General features: G+C 58.4%; 24 protein-coding genes. 15 read left to right on the forward strand and 9 right to left on the reverse strand.

Translation table 11 applies throughout. From position 1 onward, the window contains the following. Positions 1 to 66: 66 nt before the first annotated feature. Complete coding sequence (locus tag ABWL43_RS12370; RefSeq protein ID WP_262206327.1) at positions 67 to 456, reverse strand: DUF2946 domain-containing protein; 390 nt, start codon at positions 454 to 456, stop codon at positions 67 to 69. A 92-nt stretch (positions 457 to 548) separates the two neighbouring features. Between ABWL43_RS12370 and ABWL43_RS12375 the strand changes: the two genes are divergently transcribed. Next, positions 549 to 986 (forward strand): DUF3995 domain-containing protein, encoded by a 438-nt coding sequence (locus ABWL43_RS12375; RefSeq protein WP_242197482.1) that lies wholly within the window; start codon positions 549 to 551, stop codon positions 984 to 986. Positions 987 to 993: 7 nt separating this feature from the next. Here ABWL43_RS12375 and ABWL43_RS12380 read toward each other — a convergent pair whose 3' ends face one another. The 4 genes from ABWL43_RS12380 to ABWL43_RS12395 all read right to left on the reverse strand — a co-directional run bounded on the left by ABWL43_RS12380 (position 994) and on the right by ABWL43_RS12395 (position 8139). Then, the gene (locus tag ABWL43_RS12380; RefSeq protein ID WP_404487910.1) at positions 994 to 1377 is read right to left on the reverse strand and encodes a hypothetical protein; all 384 of its coding nucleotides are present in this window, start codon (positions 1375 to 1377) and stop codon (positions 994 to 996) included. A gap of 770 nt (positions 1378 to 2147) precedes the next feature. After that, positions 2148 to 2444 (reverse strand): hypothetical protein, encoded by a 297-nt coding sequence (locus ABWL43_RS12385; protein ID WP_262206330.1) that lies wholly within the window; start codon positions 2442 to 2444, stop codon positions 2148 to 2150. 446 nt (positions 2445 to 2890) lie between these two features. After that, positions 2891 to 3526: a hypothetical protein gene (locus ABWL43_RS12390; protein WP_262206331.1), complete on the reverse strand. Its 636-nt coding sequence runs from the start codon at positions 3524 to 3526 to the stop codon at positions 2891 to 2893. After that, positions 3526 to 8139, reverse strand: a complete 4614-nt coding sequence (locus ABWL43_RS12395) for an RHS repeat-associated core domain-containing protein (RefSeq protein ID WP_404487911.1) — start codon at positions 8137 to 8139, stop codon at positions 3526 to 3528. The genes ABWL43_RS12390 and ABWL43_RS12395 overlap by 1 nt, the downstream gene beginning before the upstream one ends. Positions 8140 to 8393: 254 nt before the next feature. Between ABWL43_RS12395 and ABWL43_RS12400 the strand changes: the two genes are divergently transcribed. The 6 genes from ABWL43_RS12400 (at position 8394) to ABWL43_RS12425 (ending at position 13890) form a co-directional block, all read left to right on the forward strand. After that, positions 8394 to 10886, forward strand: coding sequence for a TonB-dependent siderophore receptor (locus tag ABWL43_RS12400; RefSeq protein WP_404487912.1), 2493 nt, complete (start codon positions 8394 to 8396; stop codon positions 10884 to 10886). An 88-nt stretch (positions 10887 to 10974) separates the two neighbouring features. Further along, positions 10975 to 11304, forward strand: coding sequence for a hypothetical protein (locus ABWL43_RS12405; protein WP_404487913.1), 330 nt, complete (start codon positions 10975 to 10977; stop codon positions 11302 to 11304). Between the two features lie 104 nt (positions 11305 to 11408). Continuing rightward, positions 11409 to 12104, forward strand: coding sequence for a fumarylacetoacetate hydrolase family protein (locus tag ABWL43_RS12410; protein ID WP_242197462.1), 696 nt, complete (start codon positions 11409 to 11411; stop codon positions 12102 to 12104). A gap of 36 nt (positions 12105 to 12140) precedes the next feature. Next, entirely contained in the window at positions 12141 to 13049 is a 909-nt protein-coding gene (locus ABWL43_RS12415) for an AraC family transcriptional regulator (protein ID WP_262206334.1), read from the forward strand. Between the two features lie 129 nt (positions 13050 to 13178). Next, the gene (locus tag ABWL43_RS12420; RefSeq protein WP_404487915.1) at positions 13179 to 13625 is read left to right on the forward strand and encodes a GNAT family N-acetyltransferase; all 447 of its coding nucleotides are present in this window, start codon (positions 13179 to 13181) and stop codon (positions 13623 to 13625) included. 4 nt (positions 13626 to 13629) lie between these two features. Beyond that, positions 13630 to 13890, forward strand: a complete 261-nt coding sequence (locus ABWL43_RS12425) for a hypothetical protein (RefSeq protein WP_404487916.1) — start codon at positions 13630 to 13632, stop codon at positions 13888 to 13890. A gap of 265 nt (positions 13891 to 14155) precedes the next feature. Here ABWL43_RS12425 and ABWL43_RS12430 read toward each other — a convergent pair whose 3' ends face one another. Then, positions 14156 to 15100, reverse strand: a complete 945-nt coding sequence (locus ABWL43_RS12430; RefSeq protein ID WP_404487918.1) for a GGDEF domain-containing protein — start codon at positions 15098 to 15100, stop codon at positions 14156 to 14158. Between the two features lie 246 nt (positions 15101 to 15346). Here ABWL43_RS12430 and ABWL43_RS12435 point away from each other — a divergent pair, with 246 nt between their 5' ends. Beyond that, a complete protein-coding gene (locus ABWL43_RS12435; RefSeq protein ID WP_145164569.1) occupies positions 15347 to 15595 on the forward strand; it encodes a DUF1652 domain-containing protein in 249 nt (82 codons plus the stop codon). Here the strand turns inward: ABWL43_RS12435 and ABWL43_RS12440 are convergent. Continuing rightward, positions 15592 to 15732, reverse strand: a complete 141-nt coding sequence (locus ABWL43_RS12440; protein WP_178119734.1) for a hypothetical protein — start codon at positions 15730 to 15732, stop codon at positions 15592 to 15594. The two genes, ABWL43_RS12435 and ABWL43_RS12440, sit on opposite strands and share 4 nt — an antisense overlap. Positions 15733 to 15957: 225 nt before the next feature. Here ABWL43_RS12440 and ABWL43_RS12445 point away from each other — a divergent pair, with 225 nt between their 5' ends. From ABWL43_RS12445 to ABWL43_RS12460, 4 genes are read left to right on the forward strand one after another with little or no spacing between them, the layout of a single operon-like run. Beyond that, positions 15958 to 16269: a YXWGXW repeat-containing protein gene (locus ABWL43_RS12445; protein ID WP_242197447.1), complete on the forward strand. Its 312-nt coding sequence runs from the start codon at positions 15958 to 15960 to the stop codon at positions 16267 to 16269. A 37-nt stretch (positions 16270 to 16306) separates the two neighbouring features. Continuing rightward, the gene (locus tag ABWL43_RS12450) at positions 16307 to 16885 is read left to right on the forward strand and encodes an RNA polymerase sigma factor (protein WP_404487919.1); all 579 of its coding nucleotides are present in this window, start codon (positions 16307 to 16309) and stop codon (positions 16883 to 16885) included. Then, positions 16882 to 17313 carry a hypothetical protein gene (locus tag ABWL43_RS12455; protein ID WP_404487921.1) on the forward strand — a complete coding sequence of 144 codons (432 nt, stop codon included), beginning with the start codon at positions 16882 to 16884 and terminating at the stop codon, positions 17311 to 17313. The genes ABWL43_RS12450 and ABWL43_RS12455 overlap by 4 nt, the downstream gene beginning before the upstream one ends. Further along, on the forward strand, positions 17310 to 17804 hold the full coding sequence (locus ABWL43_RS12460; RefSeq protein ID WP_404487923.1) for a periplasmic heavy metal sensor: 495 nt from the start codon (positions 17310 to 17312) through the stop codon (positions 17802 to 17804). Before ABWL43_RS12455 ends, ABWL43_RS12460 begins: the two co-directional genes overlap by 4 nt. Before the next feature lie 431 nt (positions 17805 to 18235). Here the strand turns inward: ABWL43_RS12460 and ABWL43_RS12465 are convergent, their stop codons facing one another. Further along, complete coding sequence (locus ABWL43_RS12465; RefSeq protein ID WP_145164559.1) at positions 18236 to 18598, reverse strand: NUDIX hydrolase; 363 nt, start codon at positions 18596 to 18598, stop codon at positions 18236 to 18238. A 127-nt stretch (positions 18599 to 18725) separates the two neighbouring features. On the opposite strand from ABWL43_RS12465, the gene ABWL43_RS12470 reads away from it, so the two are divergent. Together ABWL43_RS12470 and ABWL43_RS12475 are read left to right on the forward strand one after the other, a co-directional pair. Next, positions 18726 to 19706 (forward strand): Gfo/Idh/MocA family protein, encoded by a 981-nt coding sequence (locus ABWL43_RS12470; protein WP_145164557.1) that lies wholly within the window; start codon positions 18726 to 18728, stop codon positions 19704 to 19706. 44 nt (positions 19707 to 19750) lie between these two features. Next, on the forward strand, positions 19751 to 20392 hold the full coding sequence (locus ABWL43_RS12475) for a ribonuclease (RefSeq protein ID WP_404487925.1): 642 nt from the start codon (positions 19751 to 19753) through the stop codon (positions 20390 to 20392). On the opposite strand, the gene ABWL43_RS12480 is transcribed toward ABWL43_RS12475, so the two are convergent. Next, positions 20393 to 21241, reverse strand: a complete 849-nt coding sequence (locus ABWL43_RS12480) for an AraC family transcriptional regulator (RefSeq protein ID WP_404487927.1) — start codon at positions 21239 to 21241, stop codon at positions 20393 to 20395. 109 nt (positions 21242 to 21350) lie between these two features. Between ABWL43_RS12480 and ABWL43_RS12485 the strand changes: the two genes are divergently transcribed. Then, positions 21351 to 21761, forward strand: a complete 411-nt coding sequence (locus ABWL43_RS12485; protein WP_262206343.1) for a hypothetical protein — start codon at positions 21351 to 21353, stop codon at positions 21759 to 21761. Positions 21762 to 21783 lie beyond the last annotated feature (22 nt).

The raw sequence follows: 21783 nt of genomic DNA on the forward strand, positions 1-21783 counted from the left end.
ACAACGCACAGCCGCGCGTATTCCCCGATGGGGACGGTGGCCAGTGCAAATCAGAAAGCGAAGGGATCAGGCGAAAGCGGGCGGCGCGCGCGGGTTGGCCGCAGGCCAGGTGAAGCGGGCAGGGATATCAGCGGCAAGCACCACCGCCGGTGGTGGCGCATGAGGTTGTGGCAACACCGCCACATTCAGGCTGGAACTCAGTGCCGGGCCCATACCGCCGGTCGAACACAGCGGGCAACTAAACGCCTTCGACAGCGTCGGCAGGCTCTCATCCGTGGAGTTGGTCGACTTGGGCGCCTGGGTAAGCGGGTCCACCGTACAGAACTGACCACCGATGCCGTTGAGCTGCATCCCCAGCATCTGCCCATGCCCAATACTGCACGCGAACACATTGAACAGCACGCAGCAGTAAAGCATCCAAACAATGAGCGAGCGGTCGGCACGGGCGATTTTCATGGGGCGGCACTTTACCATCAGCCGCCGACGAAATGCCTACAAAAAATCTCAGGGCGACTATCCTCATTCCCATATTTCAGGGAGCGCCCGCCATGAGCTTTGTCATCGCGCGTTGGATCGTCGGGGTTTTTACCTGCATCAGCATGGTGCACTTGTACTGGGCCGCGGGCGGCAAACTCGGCAGCCTTGCCGCCATCCCCCAACTGCCCGGCGAATTCGCCCACGGGCCACGACCAGCGTTCAAACCCTCGGCGCTGGGCACATTCCTGGTCGCGCTGGGGTTGGTGGCGATTGCATTGCTCGTCTGCCTGCGGGCCGGTTTGTATTTCTCACCGGTGTCCCATGGCGCGCTGCAGTGGGGGATCAGCGCGATTGCCGTGGTGATGTTTGCCAGGGCGATAGGCGATTCGGAGTTGGTGGGGTTTTTCAAGAAGGTCGGTGGGTCGAGGTTTGCGCGGCTGGATACGTATTTTTATTCGCCGTTGTGTTTGGTGTTGGGGGTGGGGTTGTTGGTGGTGGCGTGGGGGTGAGGGGGGGTTAAATGTTTGTTGGGTAGAGGTGAATTTTAGCTGCTCTTAACTCAACGAACCCGGATTGTAGGGGGATCGCTCCGTCAAGTTCGATGAGGATTATTGAGTCCCTGAGATTCAATGCTGCGCATTCTTCATCTGCACTTTGGGACAGTTCAGCCGTAATATAAGTGACGTTGGCTATCGCACTGATTTTCGGTGTTTTTTCAGAGGAGTGCGTCATATTTTTCCCCCACGAAAAAACCTCATCCAAATCGAACTCCACATCAACGATCTCACCGGCTTTTGGCACAGAGTCGCTCCATAGGGCAGTGCCACTTCCGACGGGTGATTGGAAGCTCACGTGCAATACGCCTAGCTCAGAAAATGTATCGATAATTCGAATTTTCATTTTGCTTCTACTTAGTTCGACTCTAGCCGGTTGTGCTATTGACAATCATAGCGTTTTTGTTCGCGATGGATGTAGGTGTATACATCGCCTTGTTGAATTTCTGTTATTTTCATCGTGGCAATAATTTCGTTTAATAGTTCTGCGTGCTTAGAGAGGCAGATAAGTTGCGCGGCTCCACGCGTTTCCGGGTCATAAAATCTGAAGGAGAGAGACATTTTGTCGAAAAGTATTACTTTGAAATCTCCGTGGTGGAAATATCTCTAAGATAACTTAGCCTGCGCCATACTTTTTCAAAGTTATTTTTGGGTGTTTGCATGAGTGTGACGGACGTGCGGTCAACAGTCATGCGCGCAGGATCTATGTGTGGTGGTGGAGCACCAAAGGCTCAGAATATTTGTGGCTCCGAATCAGCGCTCAATTAGCTTTGTTACTTTTTTTACCTGTGCCAAATACTCAGTTATAAAATTTTCTAAGGGCTTGGTTTTCATCGTATTGTCTATCCAGTCTATCGGCTCTGGTTGACGTAATCTGAGTGTCTAAGCCGAACAAAAAATCACACTCGTTGCCTAGGATAGATACTCTTCCACGGCGCTAGGCTTATAAGCATATAGCTGCCCACTTTGTGTAGAAACATCAGTATGAACTCGATTTCTTTAAGGGTATCAAGTGCTTCCTTTTCATTAAGTGCTATTTTTTATTTTACACTAGCAGTGTTTTCCTGTGATTGTATTGTCCTGGATGAAACTGGCGATGGGTTTAAGATTGAACGGTTAAAAAAAGAAAAATAACCCTGTGCTTTTATTGATTGCTAATTCGTTTAATTGGATTAATTTGGTTAATGTTTTTGAGTTTTCAGGTTTTAAGTGGGTTTTCAATATTTGCAAAGTTGTTTCTAGTTCTTCAGGAGTGGTTATGATTTCGTCCTCATACTCATCGATTATCTTCCCTGTCGCATAATTTATGCTTTCTAATGCGCCAGAATTTAAAAATTGTTGGTGTTCTTTTTCAGTAAGCGAGACAGTCTCAAGTAGAGCGTCCGGGCATTCGTTTATGTCCAGCAATTTCATTGCTTCTGTCGTAAGTGGCACGCAAATTATTTTCATTTTCTGGGTGTCTTATTAAAGTGGGTGACTTCATTGTATTCGCTTTGGTTCCTACCCCATTTGCTTTCCAGTCGGGAAGGTCTTGTTATTAGGAATCACGCCATCTAGGCTTAAATAACGTCTTGTACCCAGTAATGAAAGGTCGTAGATTTTGAAGTCGCCTCCGTTGAGGTCTTCTGCGACCTTAATATTCTCGAGATGTTTCCTGACTTTTGTCTTCGTCTGTCGTAGCCACGATTGGATCACTATCAGCAAATTAATCTACGCTTTTACTCAAATAAGGGCTCCTCCAGTTTTAGAGTATTTATCCACTGTCTGTGCTCCCCGGCTGATACAGCTTCTCATCCATCCGTTACCGGGTCGCTGGCTACCAAGTCGGCCATATATCCGAAACAGGTGTTCAGTCAATCTCATATCCTCTCAATGCTGTAGCTACCCGCTATCACTGAAAAGATAACTTCGCCGCTGCTGCTGTCCTTGAAGCAATAATTTTTACCTGATTTGTCTGGAGCGATGCGTGCTACCTCTTGCGAAAGGTTAGAATCCTTTTCCTCGTGTATCTCACATTGAGAGGTGATCGCATTTATACTTTTAAAGGCGGCCGGGTTATGGAAAGTGATCAGCAGTGATTGATCTTGTTGGTCCGTAAAAAAAACTAGTAATTCATTTCTTTTGCAAGTGACTTGTTCAATGATTCCCTTTGAGATAGTAATCTTTTCTGTACTAGGGCTTGTTCGATTCATCGGTTGACTGGGCTCCCAGAATTTTAAATCGGAGAAATATCTTTCCATGTCATCCATCTCGTCATCACCGAGAGAGTCGTCAAAGGGCATAGATACGATCCTGCGGACCTTTGCCAAGCGCTGTGTAACGGCGCAATCGTCGATGAAGTCAGTGGTTGCTTTTCGATACTCTTCTAGAGCACCAGGCTTTTCAGCATAATAACTGCCCATTTTGTGTAAGGATATCAATATAAACTCGATTTCTTTAAGAGCGTCAAGTGCTTCTTTTCCGGGAAGTACTATTTTTTCATTGTTTTCTAACATTACTTTCTCCTTGTGAATTTTGGGTTTTTTAACGTCAAGTTTCCTTTTACGGTTAGCTCAGTAGAGTTATATCTGGGGTTTTTTATCAACTCCAATCGTGATTCCTCTACATCCGTTTCAATGTAATCTCGACCTTTATTTTTTTTGATGTGATATTTGTCCTGCGCTTCTGTCGGGTTTAGTACTTTGTTTTTTGCGGGTTCAAGATAAACTCTATTGCTGTCTTGAGCCAATATTGCTCCCTCTTTTTCAATGCCTTTTGAGCCAGCCCTGCTCGTATAGTGTCGTACCCTTACGGTTTTTTCTTGGTTTGATGTGTTAACTGGTAACGTTGGCTCGCCATCGGAAGCTTTTGCGTTCCGTGTTGGGCTCTCGGCTTTATGTTCGGGTTTACATACATTGGCGCCGGGACAGGTGTTTAAGCCTAGCGGATCTACCCACCCGATAGGATTGGGCACGTACTGGTATGTGTTGATCCCACCCGCCAGCTTCACCGGGTCGGGCGTCAGGTAACGACCAATATCTGGATTGTAGTAGCGATGGCGGTTGTAGTGCAGGCCGCTTTCCGGGTCGAAGTATTGGCCTTGGAAGCGCAGTGGGTTGTCGATTTTTTCGATGTCTAGGCGACTGATCTGGCCATAGGCGCGGTAGTGCGCGGACCAGACGATTTCCCCGTCGGGGGCTGTGAGTTCCTGCGGGGTGCCGAGGTGGTCGAGTTGGTAGTGGAAGGGGTGGGTGTCTTTCGGTCCAAAACCTTCCAGTAACGCCAACGGACGGAAACTGTCCGGCTCGTAGATATAACTGCGATGACGATCCGCGTGATGCTCCGCAACCAGCTTGTCGCCTTGCCAGAAAAACTCCGTCGTTATGTCGTCGACGGTTTTGCTGATGCGCCGACCAAACGGGTCGTAGCAGTAGCTCGCGGTTTGGCCGTTGGGTTGAGTGATACCAATCAACCGATGCTGGCAGTCGTAGCGGTACTCGGTAACGAGTTGATGACCCTTACCGCGTCTTTGGCGGATCAGATTGCCGAACGCGTCATAGTCGTAATGATGATCGCCCTGAATCACCAACCGATTCCCCGCCACGATGTTCGGACCGGGGCGGTCCTGCATCAGCAGGTTGCCCGCCGGGTCGTGGCCAAAGCGCTCTAGCACGTCTTGCGAGTGATCCGCTCGAGTCAGGCGGGCGAGCGGATCGTAGTGGTAGTGATGCTCGCCTTTGCGGGTGTCGAGCAGGCGGGTGAGGTTGCCGGTTTTGTCGTAGTCGTAGTGGCGGCGGTAGAGGTCATGGTTTTCTTGAGTTACCGCGTGGGCGTGGAGGCGGTGTTGCTCGTCGTAGTGGTAGTGGCTGAGCAGTTGGCCTTGTTGGCGCTGGCGTTCGCGGCCGGTTTTGAACAGGTGGGACGTTAAGGTTTTGCCGTTCAGTTCGACGGTGGCGAGGTGGCCGCCTTTGTCGTGGTTGAAGGTGAGGCGGTTGTTGTCCGGCAGGCGCAGGGTTTTCAGTTGGCTGCAGGCGTCGTAGCCGTAGCGTAAGGTGCCCCAGCCTTGGTGGTCGGCGATGAGGCGGTTTTGGCTGTCGTACTCGTAGGCTAGCGCCCAGTGACCGTCGTCGACGCTGAGGAGGTTGCCTTGGCGGTCGTAGGTGTAATCGATCACTCCACCGTCTGGGAGGGTTTTTCGTACAAGGCGGCCGGAAAAGTCTCGCTCGTAGCGGGTGACTAACTGACTGCCATCGTCGCCGTGTTCGGTCTTTTCCAGCAGGTTGCCGTTGAGGTCGTAGACGTAGGCCGTGCGCTGACCGTCAAAGCCGACTTCTTGCTGGATCAGCCCGTTGGGGTGGTAATCAAGCCGGTAGGTCTCGCCGACTTCGTTTTCGATCTCGGTCAGCAGCAGCCGGGCGTTGTCGTAGCGGTATTTAACCTGGGTGCCATCGGCATTGAGGCGGCGGCTGACCAGGTGCAAACCGTCGGCATATTCGTAGCGGGTGACATGCCCCAATTCGTCACGTTCGGAGGTGATCTTTCCGTAGGGGTTGTAGCTGTATTCTCGCGCTGCACCGCCTGGAAGTACGACACGAACCAACCGGCCCACAGCGTCCCATTGATACTGCGTCAGCGCGCCATGCTCATCCTCGCGCGCAACTTGCCGCCCTAGATCGTCATAGCGATAACGCTTAACCCCACCATTTGGCAGCTGTTCCTCAACAAGCTGCCCACGCTCATTCCAAACCAGCCGATGACACCCGTTATCCGGATACCAAACCCCAATCAGCTGCCCGTATTTGTCGTACGTGTAGTCCGTAATGTGGCCGTCAGGATCTGTCTGACGCGTAACATCGCCTTGGTCATTACGCTCGTATTTCCAAACCGCCTCACCCCGCCGTACAACCCTTACGAACCCGTTGTCATGCTCGTAGGAAGTCGGCTCATCGTCCCCCGGAAACAACGCCACCAAGCGTCCCGCTTCGTCGTACTGATACGCCGTCACCGCCCCCAGCGGATCCTGCTCAACCGTCAGCCGGCCCTTGTCGTCGTAGGATTTGAAATGCTCCGCGCCGTCCGGATCAATCCGCTGCACCAGCCGCGCCCGCTGATCGTGGACATACACTTCCTGACTGCCGTCAGCGTTGTGAACCGTGACCCTGCCGTCGTCCTCCCACGCATAGCGCGTGTCCATCTGCGAAAAACTGGCCCAATGCCGAACACAGCGCGCGGCCTTGCCAGCCCGTTCCCACGCCCAAAAGAAACTCGCCCCACCGGCCAGTTGCCGCTCAAGAATGACGTGCTGATCGTCGTACCGATAAACCTCGCTTTCACCTATAGCATTGGTCGCGGAAACCAGTCGCCCAGCGTCGTCATAGGCGTAGGAAACGACGTTCTGCTCCGTCACCCACACATACGGGTCACGGCCTTTGGCGCGATGAACCTGATAGTCCAAGGCCACAATGCGACCGAGCTCGTAGCGCAAAAACAGCGACCGACCCGCGCCGTTATCCAGCCGCTCAATTCGGCCCAAACGATCACGAGAAATCCGCAGCCGGTTGTCATACGCATCGCTGATTGCTGTCAGCTGACCATCGCGAAAGTGATAAAACCGTGATGCCTGAGCCAGCACCAATTCATCGGGCAGGGCGCCCAAATAGATCGCGGCTTCGGCCAAGCTATTGGTGATTGCCGGTCGGGCAGCAGTAGGCAAGGGCAGGGCAGTAGAGCGATTCTCATGATCCGTCCAAACCACCGAATCACCCGCAACCACCAACCGCTGCGCCAGCGCATGACTCCAGCCAAACCCCAACCCGCAATCCACTTCCACCGCACTGGTGCGGTACAACCGCGTCCACTCAAACGGCAAAATTCCGTCCAGCGCGCCATCAGTGAGGGTCAGCAATTCTTCGCCGGTGACCATGGACACCGGGCAGCCATTGGTGGCGGTTTTGTCGGCAGGCGCCGCCGCGTCTCCACGAGGGTTCTTCGTAGAGGCCGGCACATCATCCACATGCTCTTTCTGCTTCAGCACCGCGTTCTGCCGCGCGCGCCAGCGCATCTGCATCGTGCCTTGCTTCAGCCCACCGACAACCCCGCGAACCGCCACTGCCTTGTAGCGATCCACCGCCTGCATGAACTTGGTCAGAATCCCAAGCAGGCTGCGCACAAAGCCCACCGCCGCATCCAGTATCTGTGCGCCATACTTGACCAACCGCAAGCTCAGATACGCCACACCCGCCGCTGGCAGCGCGATCATCAGCACCGCGCCAATCACCAGGTCGATCAGCAGCGACACCGCAAACCCCGCTGCCGCCTCGGCCATCTCGCCCGGTGGCAACGCGTCCAACCACAGCATCGTCGTGCGCACCATCAGGTACAGCGCCGCCTCATCACTGGCCAGCAACATGGCCTTTTCCATGACCTGCGGCGCATCGCTGGCCAACTGCGCCAACTTGGCGGCCTCGGCACCCAGTTGCTCGCCGAACTTCATGGGGTCTGCAAGAATCGCCTGCACCAACTTGATGCTGTCCCACACGTCCTTGATTGCCGCCCAACTGCCCGCGAGCACGCCGCCGCCAATCGCGCTGGCGGTGGATTGCTGCCAGGACGGTTTGAAGCCGTTCCATTGCTCGCGCAGCCATTGCTCCAGGTCTGCCGTCAGCCCGGCGTAGGAGGCAAACAACGCGTCTACCTGCTGCGTGGAGACACCGCCTTGTACCCGCACCTGATAGCGCCCGCCGGCCACGCAGGTGTGGGATGCCTTGCCATGCTCATCCAGCATGACCCGCGTGGAACTGCCGTCCTCCAGGCGAATCACCTCAACCGGGATTTCGCCGATCGGCACGTCGTACACCGACTCGAACTTGCTCTCGATCTTCAGCTCGCCACCCGCCGAGCAGCGCGCAACGGTGGAAAAATCCGCATCGGAAATGCTGAAGGAGCGTTGCGAATCCCCCACCCGCAATACCCTGTCCATCCCCAGCAACGACGGCATGTCCGCTGCATGGCTGACCGAATCCAGCGCCCGCGCATACCAGGCGCCCATCTGCTGGCGATACTCATCCAGGCTCTGATGGAAGCCATTGAGCTCATGTTCGATAAAGGCAATGTGGGCGGCGTGGGTCATCCGTGACGTCTCGGCAAAAGGGCAAGGCGTCGGAGCATGCCGCAGGAAAAAGCGCCTGGATGAACGGCTGGAAAAATCAGAAAGGGACGACTTTAAGCGGGTAAAAACCGCCAGGAACTAGCCTGAAGGCCTACACAAAAAAGCGATCAAGCTCATTGCGTAAAACCTCAGCAAATAAAAACTACTCTCATCCTTGCCCGATTTCCGGACATGGCCGTCATGGTTAATAGAACCTCTATTACGCAGGATTTCCCATGTCGCGCCTTGCTCGTCCCTTGCATCCACTGGCCCTGTCAGTGGCGTTTGCCTTCGCCGCCGTGCCGTTGCTGACGATCCAGTCCTCGTTCGCCGAAGAAAGCAGCAGCGCGTCGCGCCGTTTCTCGATTCCCGCCGGCGACCTGAGCCGAGCGCTCAATAGCCTGGCCGAGCAGGCGGGCCTGGTACTGGCATTCGATGCAAGCTTGACGCGCGGCAAGCACAGCAACGGCTTGAGTGGGCAATACGACACCGACGTGGCACTCACCCAACTGCTCGCCGGCAGCGGCTTGCAGGCGCTGAAGATCTCCGCCGAACGCTACCGCCTGGAAGCCATCCCGGAGAACGGCGGCGCCATGGAGCTACAGGCCACCACCATCAGCGGTGCCTACCAGAGTGAAAGCCCCACCGGGCCGGTGATCGGTTATGTGGCCACTCGCAGCCTGTCGGGCACCAAGACCGACACCGCGCTGATCGAAACCCCGCAGTCGATCTCCGTGGTCACCAAGGACCAGATGCGCGCGCAGAACGCCGAAAGCCTTAACCAGATCCTGCGCTACAGCGCCGCCGTGGTCCCGGAAACCCGTGGCGCCACGGCCTCGCGCCTCGACCAGTTGACCATCCGCGGCTTCGCCCCGGCCACCTACCTCGATGGCTTGCGCATGCCGTCGAGCCGTGATGCCTTGCCGCAGAAAGACGCCTTTGACCTGGAGCGCGTCGAAGTGCTGCGCGGCCCGGCGTCGGTGCTGTACGGGCAGGGCACGCCGAGCGGGGTGATCAACATGGTCACCAAGCGCCCGCTGGATACGCCGTTTCATGAAGTCGGCGTCGAGTACGGCACCTTCAACAAGAAGCGCACCACCTTTGACCTCAGCGGCCCGATGGACGAGCAGGGCGTGTATTCCTACCGGGTGGCGGGGCTGTTCGATGATGCCGATGGCCAAGTCGAACACACCGAAACCCGTCGCCAGTCGCTGTCCAGCGCCTTCACCTGGCGCCCGGACGAGGACACCTCGCTGACCCTGCTCGGGCATTTCCAGAAGGACCCCAAAGGCGCGTCCTACGGTTCTATTCCCGCTTGGGGCTCGGTGTTGCGCAGCCCCACCGGGCGCAAGATCGACGTGGATTTCTACGACGGCGAGAAAAACTTCGAGAAGAGCGACCGCGAGTACTACTCCGTCGGCTACGCCTTCGAGCATCACTTCAACGATGTCTGGACCGTGCGCCAGAACGCGCGTTACCTGCGCGCCGAAGGCATCTACCGCAGTATTTACAACAGCAACCTGCAGGCCGATTACCGCACTTCCAACCGCTCGACCATCGCCACTGATGTCGACATGGACGCCTACACCCTCGACAACCAGGTGCAGGCCAAATTCGACACCGGGCCGCTGCAGCACACGCTGTTGATGGGCCTCGACTACCAGAACACCAGCACCGACACCAAGGCCGGTTACGGCAAGGGGCCGGACCTGGACATCTTCGAGCCGGTCTACGGCGCGCCCGTGGTCACGCCGGCATTCGCCACCGATGCCACCTCACGCAGCGAGCAGACCGGGGCGTACCTGCAGGAGCAAATGAAGTGGGACAAATGGGTGTTGTTGCTCGGCGGTCGTTATGACTGGGCCAGCACCGACAGCACCACCAAAACCCTCCAGACCGGCGCCAAGAGCAAGTCGTCGCTGGACAGCAAGGCGTTTACCGGCCGCGTCGGCGTGGTCTATCTGTTCGATAATGGCCTGGCGCCGTATGCCAGCTATGCGGAGTCGTTCAACCCGCAATCGGGCACGGGTTACGGCGGTTCGGTGTTCAAGCCGACCGAAGGCAAGCAGTATGAAATCGGCATCAAGTACCAGCCGCCGGGCAGCAACAGCTTTATTACCGCGGCGATTTTCGACCTGCGCCAGAGCAACGTGCCGACCCTGGACCCGGACCCGAACCATCTGTGTGGCAACGGCCGCTGCAGCATCCAGGATGGCGAACAACAGTCGCGTGGTTTCGAGCTGGAAGGCAAGGCCAGCCTTAACGATAACCTGGACATCACCGCCGCCTACGCCTACCTGGATAACCGCGCCAGCAAGTCCAATAGCACCGTGCAGTACGCGCCACTCACGGATAAAGGTATAGGCCCGGCGATTCCGGTTGAGGGCACCACCACCTACGGTGTACCGCGCCACACCGCCTCGGCGTGGGCCGACTACACCTTCCACGACGGTCAACTCAAGGGCTTTGGCGTTGGCGCGGGGGCGCGCTATGTCGGTTCGTCCTGGGGCGATACCGCCAATACCCTGAAAGTGCCGGGCTACACCTTGATCGATGCGGCGGTGCACTACGACATCCCGAACATCGCCAACCCTAAGGACAACCTGCGCCTGGCGCTGAACGCAACTAACCTGGCGAACAAGGAATACGTGGCGTCCTGCTATTCCTATTCGTGGTGCTGGTATGGCTCGCAGCGCACGGTGCAGGCGAGTGCGACCTATCAATGGTGAAAGGCAGATAAGGCAATTTAATGGCCCCTTTGTAACAAAATTCTCGCCAGAATCACTTTTATTTTCAGGTGGTTAGGTGAGGAAGCACATGCGCACTGTTGGAATCATGCTGATCGCCTGCTCATTGGCGGGCGGCGCGGCTGCCGTGCAGGCACGGGAGCTGCGCGAGCGTGACAAGTACATGTGCAGCTGGGGCGCCGGCACGGCGGCCAGGGCTCAGGAACTCAAGCTGTCGGGCGTGTCGCTGTACGCCGCGCGGCAAAAGATCCAGACGATCAAGTTCAACAAATCGTGGATGCGCATGATGGCCATGGGCATCACCGAGCAGACTTACGACAGCCGTTCCCGGCTCAAGCCCGAGGCGATTCGCCAGAGCTTTTACCAGGATTGCCTGCGCTATAAGGTCGCGCGCAAATAACCGGTTAACCTGCACCGGCCAGTGCAAAATCTGCGTCAGCCTGTCCAACTTTGCCCTGGCACGCCTCGTCATACTGGCGCCAGGCAAACCAAGAGGCGCAGGCCATGACCGATTATGTAATTACCCCTGAACCCACCCCATCCCTGGCCATTCACGGCAGCGCGGCGCGTTTTCCGCTGCGCCGCGTGTTCTGTGTGGGCCGCAACTACAGCGAACATGCCCGCGAGATGGGGCATGATCCGGATCGCGAGCCGCCGTTCTTCTTCATGAAACCGGCTGACGCGGTGGTGCCGGCCGAGGGCGTGATTGCCTATCCGCCGCTGACCGCTGATCTTCACCATGAAGTGGAGCTGGTGGTGGCCATCGCAAAAGGCGGAGTAAACATCAGCCCTGAAGACGCGCTTTCCCACGTCTGGGGTTACGGCGTCGGCATCGACCTGACCCGCCGCGACCTGCAGGCCCAGGCGAAAAAGCTCGCGCGTCCGTGGGAATGGGCCAAAGCCTTTGATGAGTCGGCGCCCAGCACCGCGTTGCAACCCGTGAGTGCGGTGGGACACCCGTCTACCGGCAAAATCTGGCTGAAGGTCAATGGCGAACAGCGCCAGGTTGGCGACCTGGCCGACTTGATCTGGTCGGTCAGTGAAGTGATCAGCTATGCCTCGCAATCCGTCGCACTCAAGGCCGGCGACCTGATCTTTACCGGCACCCCTGCCGGCGTGGGCGCGCTGCAGCCGGGCGATGTGGTTACTGCCGGCATCGACGGCGTTGGCGAGCTGAGCTTCACCCTCGGCCAGGGTTGAGGCTACAGTGGGGCCCAGGCCATCCGAGATTTCGTTATGCCAGGCACCCGCGTCACCACCTATGGCATGGAACAACGCAGCGACCGCCCCGACTTTTATATCCGCGACAAGCGCGGGCGGGCGGCGCTGACCAGCCCGCATCGGCATGAATATTTTCAGATCCAGATCAACCTGGGCGGCGACACCGTGCAGCATATCGGCGGCGCGGTGCGGCCGTTTCCGCACAAGGCGCTGGCGTTTATCCTGCCCCATCGCCTGCATGTAATTCCCCACCCCGAAGACGGCGAGTTCATGCTGATTAACTTCAGCCAGGCGTTTTTCCTGCCGCAGCTGACCTGCGACCCGCTGGACCTGGAAGACATTCCCATCGGCCAAGCGCCGGAGTTGTCGCCGTTTCGCTTTCAGGAGCAGCTGGATTTCATCCTCGACGATGCGGCCTTCGACGAAGTCAAAACCTGGCTCGCGCACATGCGCACCCTGGACGCCCAACGCACCTTCGGCGCCCGTGAGCGGTTAAAAGGCTATCTCTTCCAACTGATCGGCCTGGTCTGCGAGCAGTACGCCGAACCGCTGCAGGCATTTGCCGCCACTAACGCGACCCGGCGCGGGCGCAAGGACGCCCTGGCGCGGGTGCAGGGCTACATTCGCGAGCATCTGCACGAGCCAACCCTCAACCTGACGGAGGCTGCCGCCGCTGCCTTCCTCTCGCCCAACTACCTCACCCATTTGTTGCGCAAGGAAACCGGCAAACCCTTTTCGCAACTGGTGCTGGATCGCCGCATGCAATTGGCGCGCACTTTGTTGCTCAACAGCGCGCAAATGATCGGCGTGATCGCCCAGCGCTGCGGGTTTACCGATGAGGCGTACTTTTCGCGCTGCTTCCGCAAGGCGCATGGCATCGCGCCGGGGCAGTATCGTCGTCAGCAGCAGGCGAATGCCGTGTAGTTAAAGCGGGTGTATGCCTGTAGGGCTCGACACCGCCTCTATACACCTGCCGGCTGGGCTTTTTACAAATCCACGACAATGCTTATGTTTCTATGTGCATACAATTGCGCCCTTCAACAGGAGGCCCGTATGCAAATGCTGATACGCGTGGCGACGCCGGATGATATCGACACGCTCTTCGCTATCCGCACCTCGGTGGTGCAAAACCATTTGAGCCGCGAACAGATGACCGCGCTGGGGATTACCCCGCAGGTGCTGGCGGACAGCATTCGTGCAGCGCCCTGTGTGTGGATCGCCGAGGTGGAGGGCCGGCCCGCCGCCTTTTCCATGGTCGACCGGGCCGCAGGTGAGGTGTTTGCGATGTTCGTACAGCCTGGCTACGAAGGCCAAGGCTTGGGCCGCCGCTTGATGGCGGTGGCTGAAGCGGCTCTGTTTGAACAGCATGAACGGTTGTTTTTGATCACCGATGGCCGCGATGAAATCCGTGCCAACGGGTTTTACCAGCGGTTGGGCTGGTCGATGGTTGATCGGCTAGAGGGCGACGACGTCCGATACGAGAAGAGCAGGGTGCCTTAGTGTCATGAACCCGACAGAACCCCCAGCGTCCTACGGCTTTCGCTACTTTGCGATCGGGGTGCTGTGCGTCGCGGTGTTATTGGGTGGCTATTTCATGCGGCTCAATGCCCTGGTCGACCGGGAGCGGGTCGAGGCGGCCGAGCGTTTGGCGCTTTGCAGGCAAGTGGAGCGTGTCGCCAGTGCGGCGTCGTCCAACAGTCTGGAACTTCGCGATACATGCCAGCAGTTAAACGGGCAATCGTCCAACAGTGTCGCCCCCCTGTGATCCATACCCTTTTTTAATATAAGGATATATAAGCGTAACTTGCACCAAAAAGTGGCATTTATAACCTCGTCCTCCTTAAAAAATGTGTGGTTATTGAATGACTTACGGCGTTTTCAATCCGACGAAAGGATTAAAATTCTCTTGTTACAGGTTTTTACAATCGTTACTATAGCCGGGCGTTCACCTCCCACGGTTTATGCAATTTTAAATCCCAAGTTTCCATCAGCTACTTGGGATTTTTTTTGCCCGCAATTTGACGTCGGCGTCAAACTTCACCGTCGGCAAACTCTGCCCGCATACGCCCGTTATGTTTGGCCTTGTACAGCAACTTATCGACTGACTCGACAAACCCGAGCAGGTTGCTGTTGGGCGTCACCAGGTGCGTACCAACGCCCAGGCTCAGGGTCAGCAGCTTGGAAACCGCTGAAAAGCCATGTTCGATCTGTTGTTGGCAGATCAGGTGCAGGCAGCGCCGCGCCACTTGCCTGGCCGACGCCGCGTCAGTCTCCGGCAGCAGCCACACAAACTCCTCGCCGCCGATCCGTGCAATGAAATCCCGTGGCCGATTAGCCGCCAGCGACAAGGTGCGCGCTACCTGGCGCAAGGCTTCGTCGCCTTTGATGTGGCCGTAGTGGTCGTTGTACTGCTTGAAAAAATCGATATCGAGGATGATCAACGACAGCGGCAACTGGCTGCGCTGGGCACTGGCCCATTCGCGTTCCAGCACGGTGTCGAACATGCGGCGGTTGGCAATGCCGGTGAGGCCGTCCTGGAAGGAATATTCCTCCAGTTGTTTTTGCAGGCGAATCAAGTGTTCTTCGGTCTTCTTGCGCTCGCTGATATCGAACATGAAGCCGATCAACGCTTCAACCTCATCGCCGTTGCGCACCACATGCACCACATCGCGAATCCACACGTAGTCACCGCTTGCCGTCAGCGCGCGGTAATCGGCCTCGTGGTCAACGCCGGCGCGCGATTGCGATACGCAGAAGTTCACCACGTAATCACGGTCATCCGGGTGCATGCGCTCGACCCAGTCGTCCACGCTGACCCAGCTTTGCGGGGTCCAGCCCAGCAGTGCTTCGATCTGCGGGCCGATGTAACTGAACGTCATGGTCTGCCAATCGATGCGCCAGGGAATGGCCTTGGTCGATTCCAGCAGCGTTTTGTACACATCACTGTCGGGCAATTTTGGGGGATCGATGCTCATGGCGGACGGCTCTGGATGATGGCAAAGAGCCAAGAGCGTCTTGTGAATGCCGTGCAGAGTCAAGCGCTTGCCAACGCAGCGGACGAGAGGTCGCATGCTGGGTTTTTGGCGCCAGGGCGCCAGCGTCCACAGGGCAAAATGCGGCGCAGGTATCACTTTTGAATTAATTGTTCAGTGCTCGGCAAAAGCATATCTATGCTGGATGCAATGCACCTACAGGGTAGAACCCAAGGACGGGGGCTTGTCATGATGTCGATCACCGAACTCAACCGCATCATGGCCTCGGGCTTCCTGCCGCTTGTGTGTGAATGCAGCCTCAACAGCGACGGCTCGCTGCGCATCAGCGTATTTGAACCGGCGTCCGGGCGTGTCGACCTGTTGCTGACCCGGGTGTCGCCCCAAGGTCTGGACAGCGTCCGTTCCATCGCAAACCTGATTGGCGAACTGCGCACCGAGCTCAAAGCCGGGCGTCGTGGCTTTGCGGCAGTCGGTTAGCTATTGACGGTGCTGCTGGGCGTGGACACAGCGCCGTAGTAGCGCCAGCAGCAATGCCGGTGTTCCGGCAGGATCACACAGCCGCTGAGGCTGGCGATCAGCAGGGCGGCGACAAGCATGGTCAGGCGACGAGACATGGTTATTTCCTCATGGTGTGCATTGCGTTACACCTTGAACGCCGCCACCAGCACAAATCCGTCGTCATGCTTTCAAACATTTCATCAAGCGCCACCAACCCCTGAGTAATACTCGCCTTAACCACCGTCGAGAAAAATGTCGTATTTCTCGCGACGGATTTTTCCTACCCCGCCGTTCAACCCATCAGCAGCAAACATTTTCGTTCGCCGTATGAAGGAGTTGCCATGAATCCACTGGCCAAATTGCGCTATGCCTTGCTGGTCCCGCTGGCGTTTGCCGCGCTTGTCAGCACCCCCACCTTTGCCCAAACCGAAGTGATCATCCGCCAGGCGCCACCGGCGGAGCGCGTTGAGGTGATTCCCGCCGAACGCCCAGGCTTTGTCTGGGACCGTGGCCACTGGCAATGGACGCACGGCGCGTATGCCTGGGTGCCGGGCCACTGGCAGCACGTGGTGCGCAACGCCCGTTGGGAACCCGGGCACTGGGAATCCCGTGGCCCGAACTGGTACTGGCGCGAAGGTCATTGGATCCGCTGAACCCTGAACCTTAGCCAGTGCATTGAGAACCACCCGATTGAAAGACACTGATCCGGACGTTGAGCTACTGGTGCGTATCAGCAACAACGAGCCCGCCGCCGTCAACGAAATGGTGACGCGCAAGCTTCCGCGTTTGCTCGCGCTCGCCAGTCGGATCCTCGGGGATGCCGACGAGGCCAAGGACGTGGCCCAGGAAAGTTTCCTGCGCATCTGGCGCCAGGCGGCCAACTGGCGGCCTGGCGAAGCGCGTTTCGACACTTGGCTGCACCGCGTGGCACTCAACCTGTGCCACGACCGTTTGCGTCGGCGCAAGGAGCGCCCGTTGAACGAAGACGAGGTGCTCGAGCTGGCTGACAGCGCGCCGTCCCCGGATGAGCAGTTGGAAACGGCCGATCGCAGCGCAAGGATGGCCGCCGCCTTGGCGACCTTGCCCGAGCGTCAGCGCGAAGCCATTGTGTTGCAGTACTACCAGAAGCTGTCGAATATCGACGCCGCGGCCCTGATGAACATCAGCGTCGAGGCACTGGAGAGCCTGCTGTCGCGGGCCCGACGCCAGTTGCGCAGTCAACTTGCCGACACACCCGGGCTTGCCCGCCCAGGAAGGGGAAAATCATGACACCTGAACGATTTGCGCACCTGGCTGACGCCTACGGGGCCAGCCTGCACCGCTGGCCTCTGGCTGAACAGGCGCCCGCCCAGGCGCTGCTCGACAGCGGCAATGTCCACGCCCGTGAGGTATTGCGTGAGGCCAGCTGGCTGGATGGGCAGTTGGACAGCCATCAGTTGGCATTCGCCGACCCGGCGCTGGCGCGTCAGATCCGTGAGTCTGCACCGCGACGGGCGTCGTTCTGGTCGCGTTACGCCAACTGGCTGTCGCCCGCCGGCCTGGTGGGCGTGGGCATTGCCGGCATCGCCGCCGGGGTGCTGGTGGCGTCGCTGAGTGTGCCGCTGCCGATGCTGTCATCCGAAGTGCTGCCCAGCGTCTTCGATCAGGGCGATGCCGACGTCGTCTTCACCGTCAACGCCGAGGAAACTGAGCAATGACCCCACAATCCCTTAAACCGTGGTTGCTTGTCTCGGTGCTGCTCAACGTGTTTTTGATCGGCGGCGTGGGTGGCGGCCTCTACCACTGGATGGCCACACCCCAGCCCGCTGAGGCGGTGGTCAACCAGCACGGTTTGCGCCAGGCGATGATCAAATTGCCGGCAGAGCGGCGCAAGGAATTGCGCCAGTTACTGCGCCAGAACCGTGCCGACAGCCAACCGCTGATCATGGCCGGTCGCGAAGCGCGGCTGGGCGTGATCAAACAGCTGGAAGCGCCGACCCTCGATCGCGAAGTGCTGGTGACGGAACTGGCCAAGGCGCGTGAGGCCGACGCAGCGCTGCGGGCCTTGGTGGACACCACCCTGGCGCAGTTCGCGAGCAATCTGCCGCAGGAGGAACGGCAGAAACTGGTCGAAGCGTTATACCAGCGCGGGCAGGCCAAAAGCCGCGAGAAACTTCCCCAGGTAGCGGGGAATAAACCGCGCTCTTGAGCCGTTATGCACTCACGACCACCTTCGAGAGTTGCATATGCCGGCTGCTGAAAAGAAACAGGCCTTTGGGTTTTCCTGCTGTGCGCGAGTGGTTACCACAAAAGCGCTTCTTCGCCGTGCGGCGGCGTGTTGCGGTCCACCTGATTGTAGGTAAACCCAATGTGGGAGCGGGCTTGCCCGCGAAGGCGGTGGATCAGGTACGAATCCATTGACTGACACACCGCCTTCGCGAGCAAGCCCGCTCCCACATTTTTGACCGCGCAAGGCTCCCAGGCTAACAGGCCCATCTTTCCAATCTGCGCGGTTTGGCGGTTCTCGCGCGGTTCTGGTGGCGCATGCAGCCGCTGCCGCGTTCGTCAAATCCTTTGTCGAACGGCAGAAAGCGAATGGCGTGGTGAAGCGGTGTGCTGGACAGCGGGCAGAGCGCGGAATTACAAGCGGCGTAGGAAGGATTTGACGATGTGGCGGGTGGCGTCGGTGGTGTCCAGTTCGTCCAGGGCGCCATAGGCGTGCCAGCGGCAATCGACGATCTCGTTGCAGGGCCGCGCATCGGCGATATTCACCACTGAGGCTTCGAACACGTGGTGCACGGTGTCGCGGGCCTTTAACTCCTGCAAGTACAGCAAACCGTCCACGTTCAATCCGGTTTCTTCTTCCAGCTCGCGTTCGGCCGCGCCGACCGGGCGCTCATCACGCTCGACCTTGCCGCCGGGCAACGCCCATTTCGATCTGGCCTTGCGCACGAAGAGGATATGCCCCTCGTGTTCGCAAATGACCGTGGCCCTTATTTTCATCGTGTGTGCCCCCGCAGCGGGATGAGTGTCACAAAAGTGTAATGCAATTGTCATGCTAAGTGCTTATGGCGCGCACGGGTGGGGATGTGGATACTGACCGATTGATGAAAACCGACGAGGAGAACAGATGACTACCGTACGTTGGGGCATGATCGGTTGTGGCAGTGTCACTGAATTGAAGAGTGGACCCGCTTTCTACAAAGCGCCAGGTTCTGCGCTGGTGGCCGTGATGGGGCGTCGCGAGGAGGCGGTGCGCGATTATGCGGCACGCCACGGCATTGCGCGCTTCTATACCGACGCCCAGGCCCTGATCGACGACCCTGAAGTGGACGCGGTGTACATCGCGACACCGCCCGACAGCCACCTCGAATACAGCCTGATGGTGGCGGCGGCCGGCAAACATTGCTGTGTCGAGAAACCCATGGCCCTCAACGCCGAGCAAAGCGCGTTGATGCAGCGCACCTTCGAACGCGCCGGGTTGCACTTGTTTGTTTCGTACTACCGCCGCTCGCTGCCGCGCTTTCAGCAGGTGCGTGACTGGCTGCGGGACGGGCGCATCGGTGAATTGCGCCAAGTGATCTGGACCTTGAGCAAGCCACCGGCCGCCGCGGACGCCAGCGCCACCAATTGGCGTACCGACCCGGCTGTTGCCGGTGGCGGCTACTTTGCTGACCTCGCCAGTCACGGGTTTGACCTGTTTCAGTTTCTGGCCGGCGATATCGTCGAAGTCACCGGGTTTACCGCCCGACAAGCCGGGGAATATGCCGCCGAAGATGCGGTGACGGCCTGCTGGACCTTCGGTTCCGGCGCGCTGGGCATGGGCTGCTGGAACTTTGTCGCGGACCGCCGCGAAGACCGCGTCGAGCTGATCGGCAGCCGGGGCCGCATCACCTTTGCCGTGTTCGAAGACCAGCCATTGCGCCTTGAAGGTGAAGTCGACGAAGTGCTCGAAGTGCCTTGTCATGCGCATATCCAGTGGCACCATGTGCTGGCGATGAACGCGCACATTCGTGGCGAGGCCGAGCATCCTTCGCTGGCGATCGAGGCGCTGAAGACCGATCGGGTTCTGGACAAGGTACTGCAGCGCAATCCCAACCGCCCCGAGTAACTGTCCTGCGGTGCGTGGCGCTTATTTTTTCAAGGAACAGATGGATGAACTACAAGACAGCCTGGATAGCGCTGTGGCTGGTGCTGGCCAGCCTGGTGGCGCAAGCGGCGCCACGCGAGCAGCGGCCCGCGGGAGATTTTGATTTTTACCTGCTGTCACTGTCGTGGTCGCCGACGTTTTGCCTCACGCACCCGGACAACCAACAATGCTCCGGCAAGGGCTATGGGTTTGTCTTGCATGGGCTATGGCCGCAATACGCGAAAGGCGGGTGGCCGGCGTCGTGTGACCCGCAATCGCGGTTGTCGGCGCAGGAGCTGGCCAAGGGCGCTTTGATATTCCCCACGCGCGCGCTGCTTAAACATGAATGGTCCAAGCACGGCACGTGCAGCGGCCTGGATGCGTCGCGCTATCTGGACGCGACGGACGCGGCGCTGGCGACAGTGCAGATCCCGCAGCAATTGCAGCCGTTCAATGTGCCCAATTACCTGGACGCGCGCGACATCGAACAGCTGTTTCGCCAGAGCAACCCGGCCATGGGCGACCATGGCATGGCCGTGATCTGCAAGGGCAAGGTGTTGTCCGAAGTGCGCGTGTGCCTGACCAAGGAATTGCGCTTTGCCGGTTGCCCCGCGAGCGTGAAGACTCAGTGCCGCAGCGGGGATATCCGGGTCCCGGTGCAGCGCTGATCATGCGCCCGGGTGCATCGAAATGGCTGCCGGCGTGGGGCTCGACGCCCCGGCGCGGTCCGCCAGGTAACGGGCCGGCGGCTGGCCCACCGCCTTGCGGAACATGGTGATAAAACCGCTGGCGTTTTCATAGCCCAGGTCCAGCGCCACGCGCTGCACGCTTTCACCCTTGGCCAGGCGCTGCAGGGACAGGATCACATGCAACTGCCTGCGCCAGCGCCCGAAACTCAGGCCCAGCTCCTCCAACAGCAAGCGCGTCATGCTGCGTTCGCTCATGCCGATGCGCACGGCCCATTGGCCGAGGGTCGCCTTGTCGCTGGGATCGGCCAGCAAACTTTCCGCCAGGCGTCGCAGCCTCAGGTCCTGGGGCATGGGCAAATGCAGGGCTTCGACCGGTGCTTGGGCCAGTTCATCGAGCAGCGTGTTGATCAAACGCCCCTGGGCGCCGTCTTCGTCATACAGCTGCGGGAAACTCACCGCCTTGCCGATCAACTCATGCAACAGGCCCGACACGGCCAGGGTGCAGCATTGCGCGGGCAGGGCGCCGCTGACGTCGGGGTCGATCAACAGGCAATAGACCTCGGCCTCACCTGAACCCCTCGCGGCGTGCGGCAGGCCACCGGGAATCCACAGCGCGCATTGGGGCGGCACGATCCAGATACCGGCCTCGATCTGACAGTGAATCACCCCGCGCAGGGTGTACATCAGTTGGCCCTTGCGATGCGAATGCGGCGCGTGCTCCCAGCGTTCGCTGGTGCTGCTGGCACGCACGGCCACCACCGCACGCGGGAACAGGTCGGCATCCTTGGACATCGAGGGATGATGCAGATCGAGGCGGTGGTGCTTCATGGTGAGTTCGCAGCTTGGCTGAATTGCGAAACAGTCTGGCTATTCTGTGCAATGCCGTCCAGTGGCGTGGTCACTATAGTGAGATCTACTCTCATTCAGGAGCTGTGCCATGCGACTCGACAGTACAACGTTCCCCGTGGTGAAAATCGTCTTCGACGCGCCCAACGAAGGCGGCCCGGAAGATGCCTTTGTGGTCTTTGAAGGGCTGTTGGCCAGAGAGCAGGCGTTCTTGCTGCTGCACGAAAAATCCGTGGACGAAAACAACCACGAGCACTCCCACGAGCAGCGCAAGCAAGCCTCGATCTGGATGAAGAAAAACAAACAGGCGCTGCGCACTTTCGTCAAAGGCATGATCCAGGTAGAACCCAGTGCCGCCCAACGCCTGGCCCTCAAGCCATTTGCCGTAATGTTCGGCAAAGCCTGGGGCTACCCGCTGCTGGTAGTAGAGTCCAGGGACCAGGCATGGGCACTGGCGCGGGATCTGCTCGATGAGCAGATATCCGACGTGGCGCACTTTTGACGTGTACAGGGTAAAACTGTGG

The sequence above is a fragment of the Pseudomonas sp. HT11 genome (assembly GCF_044875395.1).
Classification (GTDB): Bacteria; Pseudomonadota; Gammaproteobacteria; order Pseudomonadales; family Pseudomonadaceae; genus Aquipseudomonas.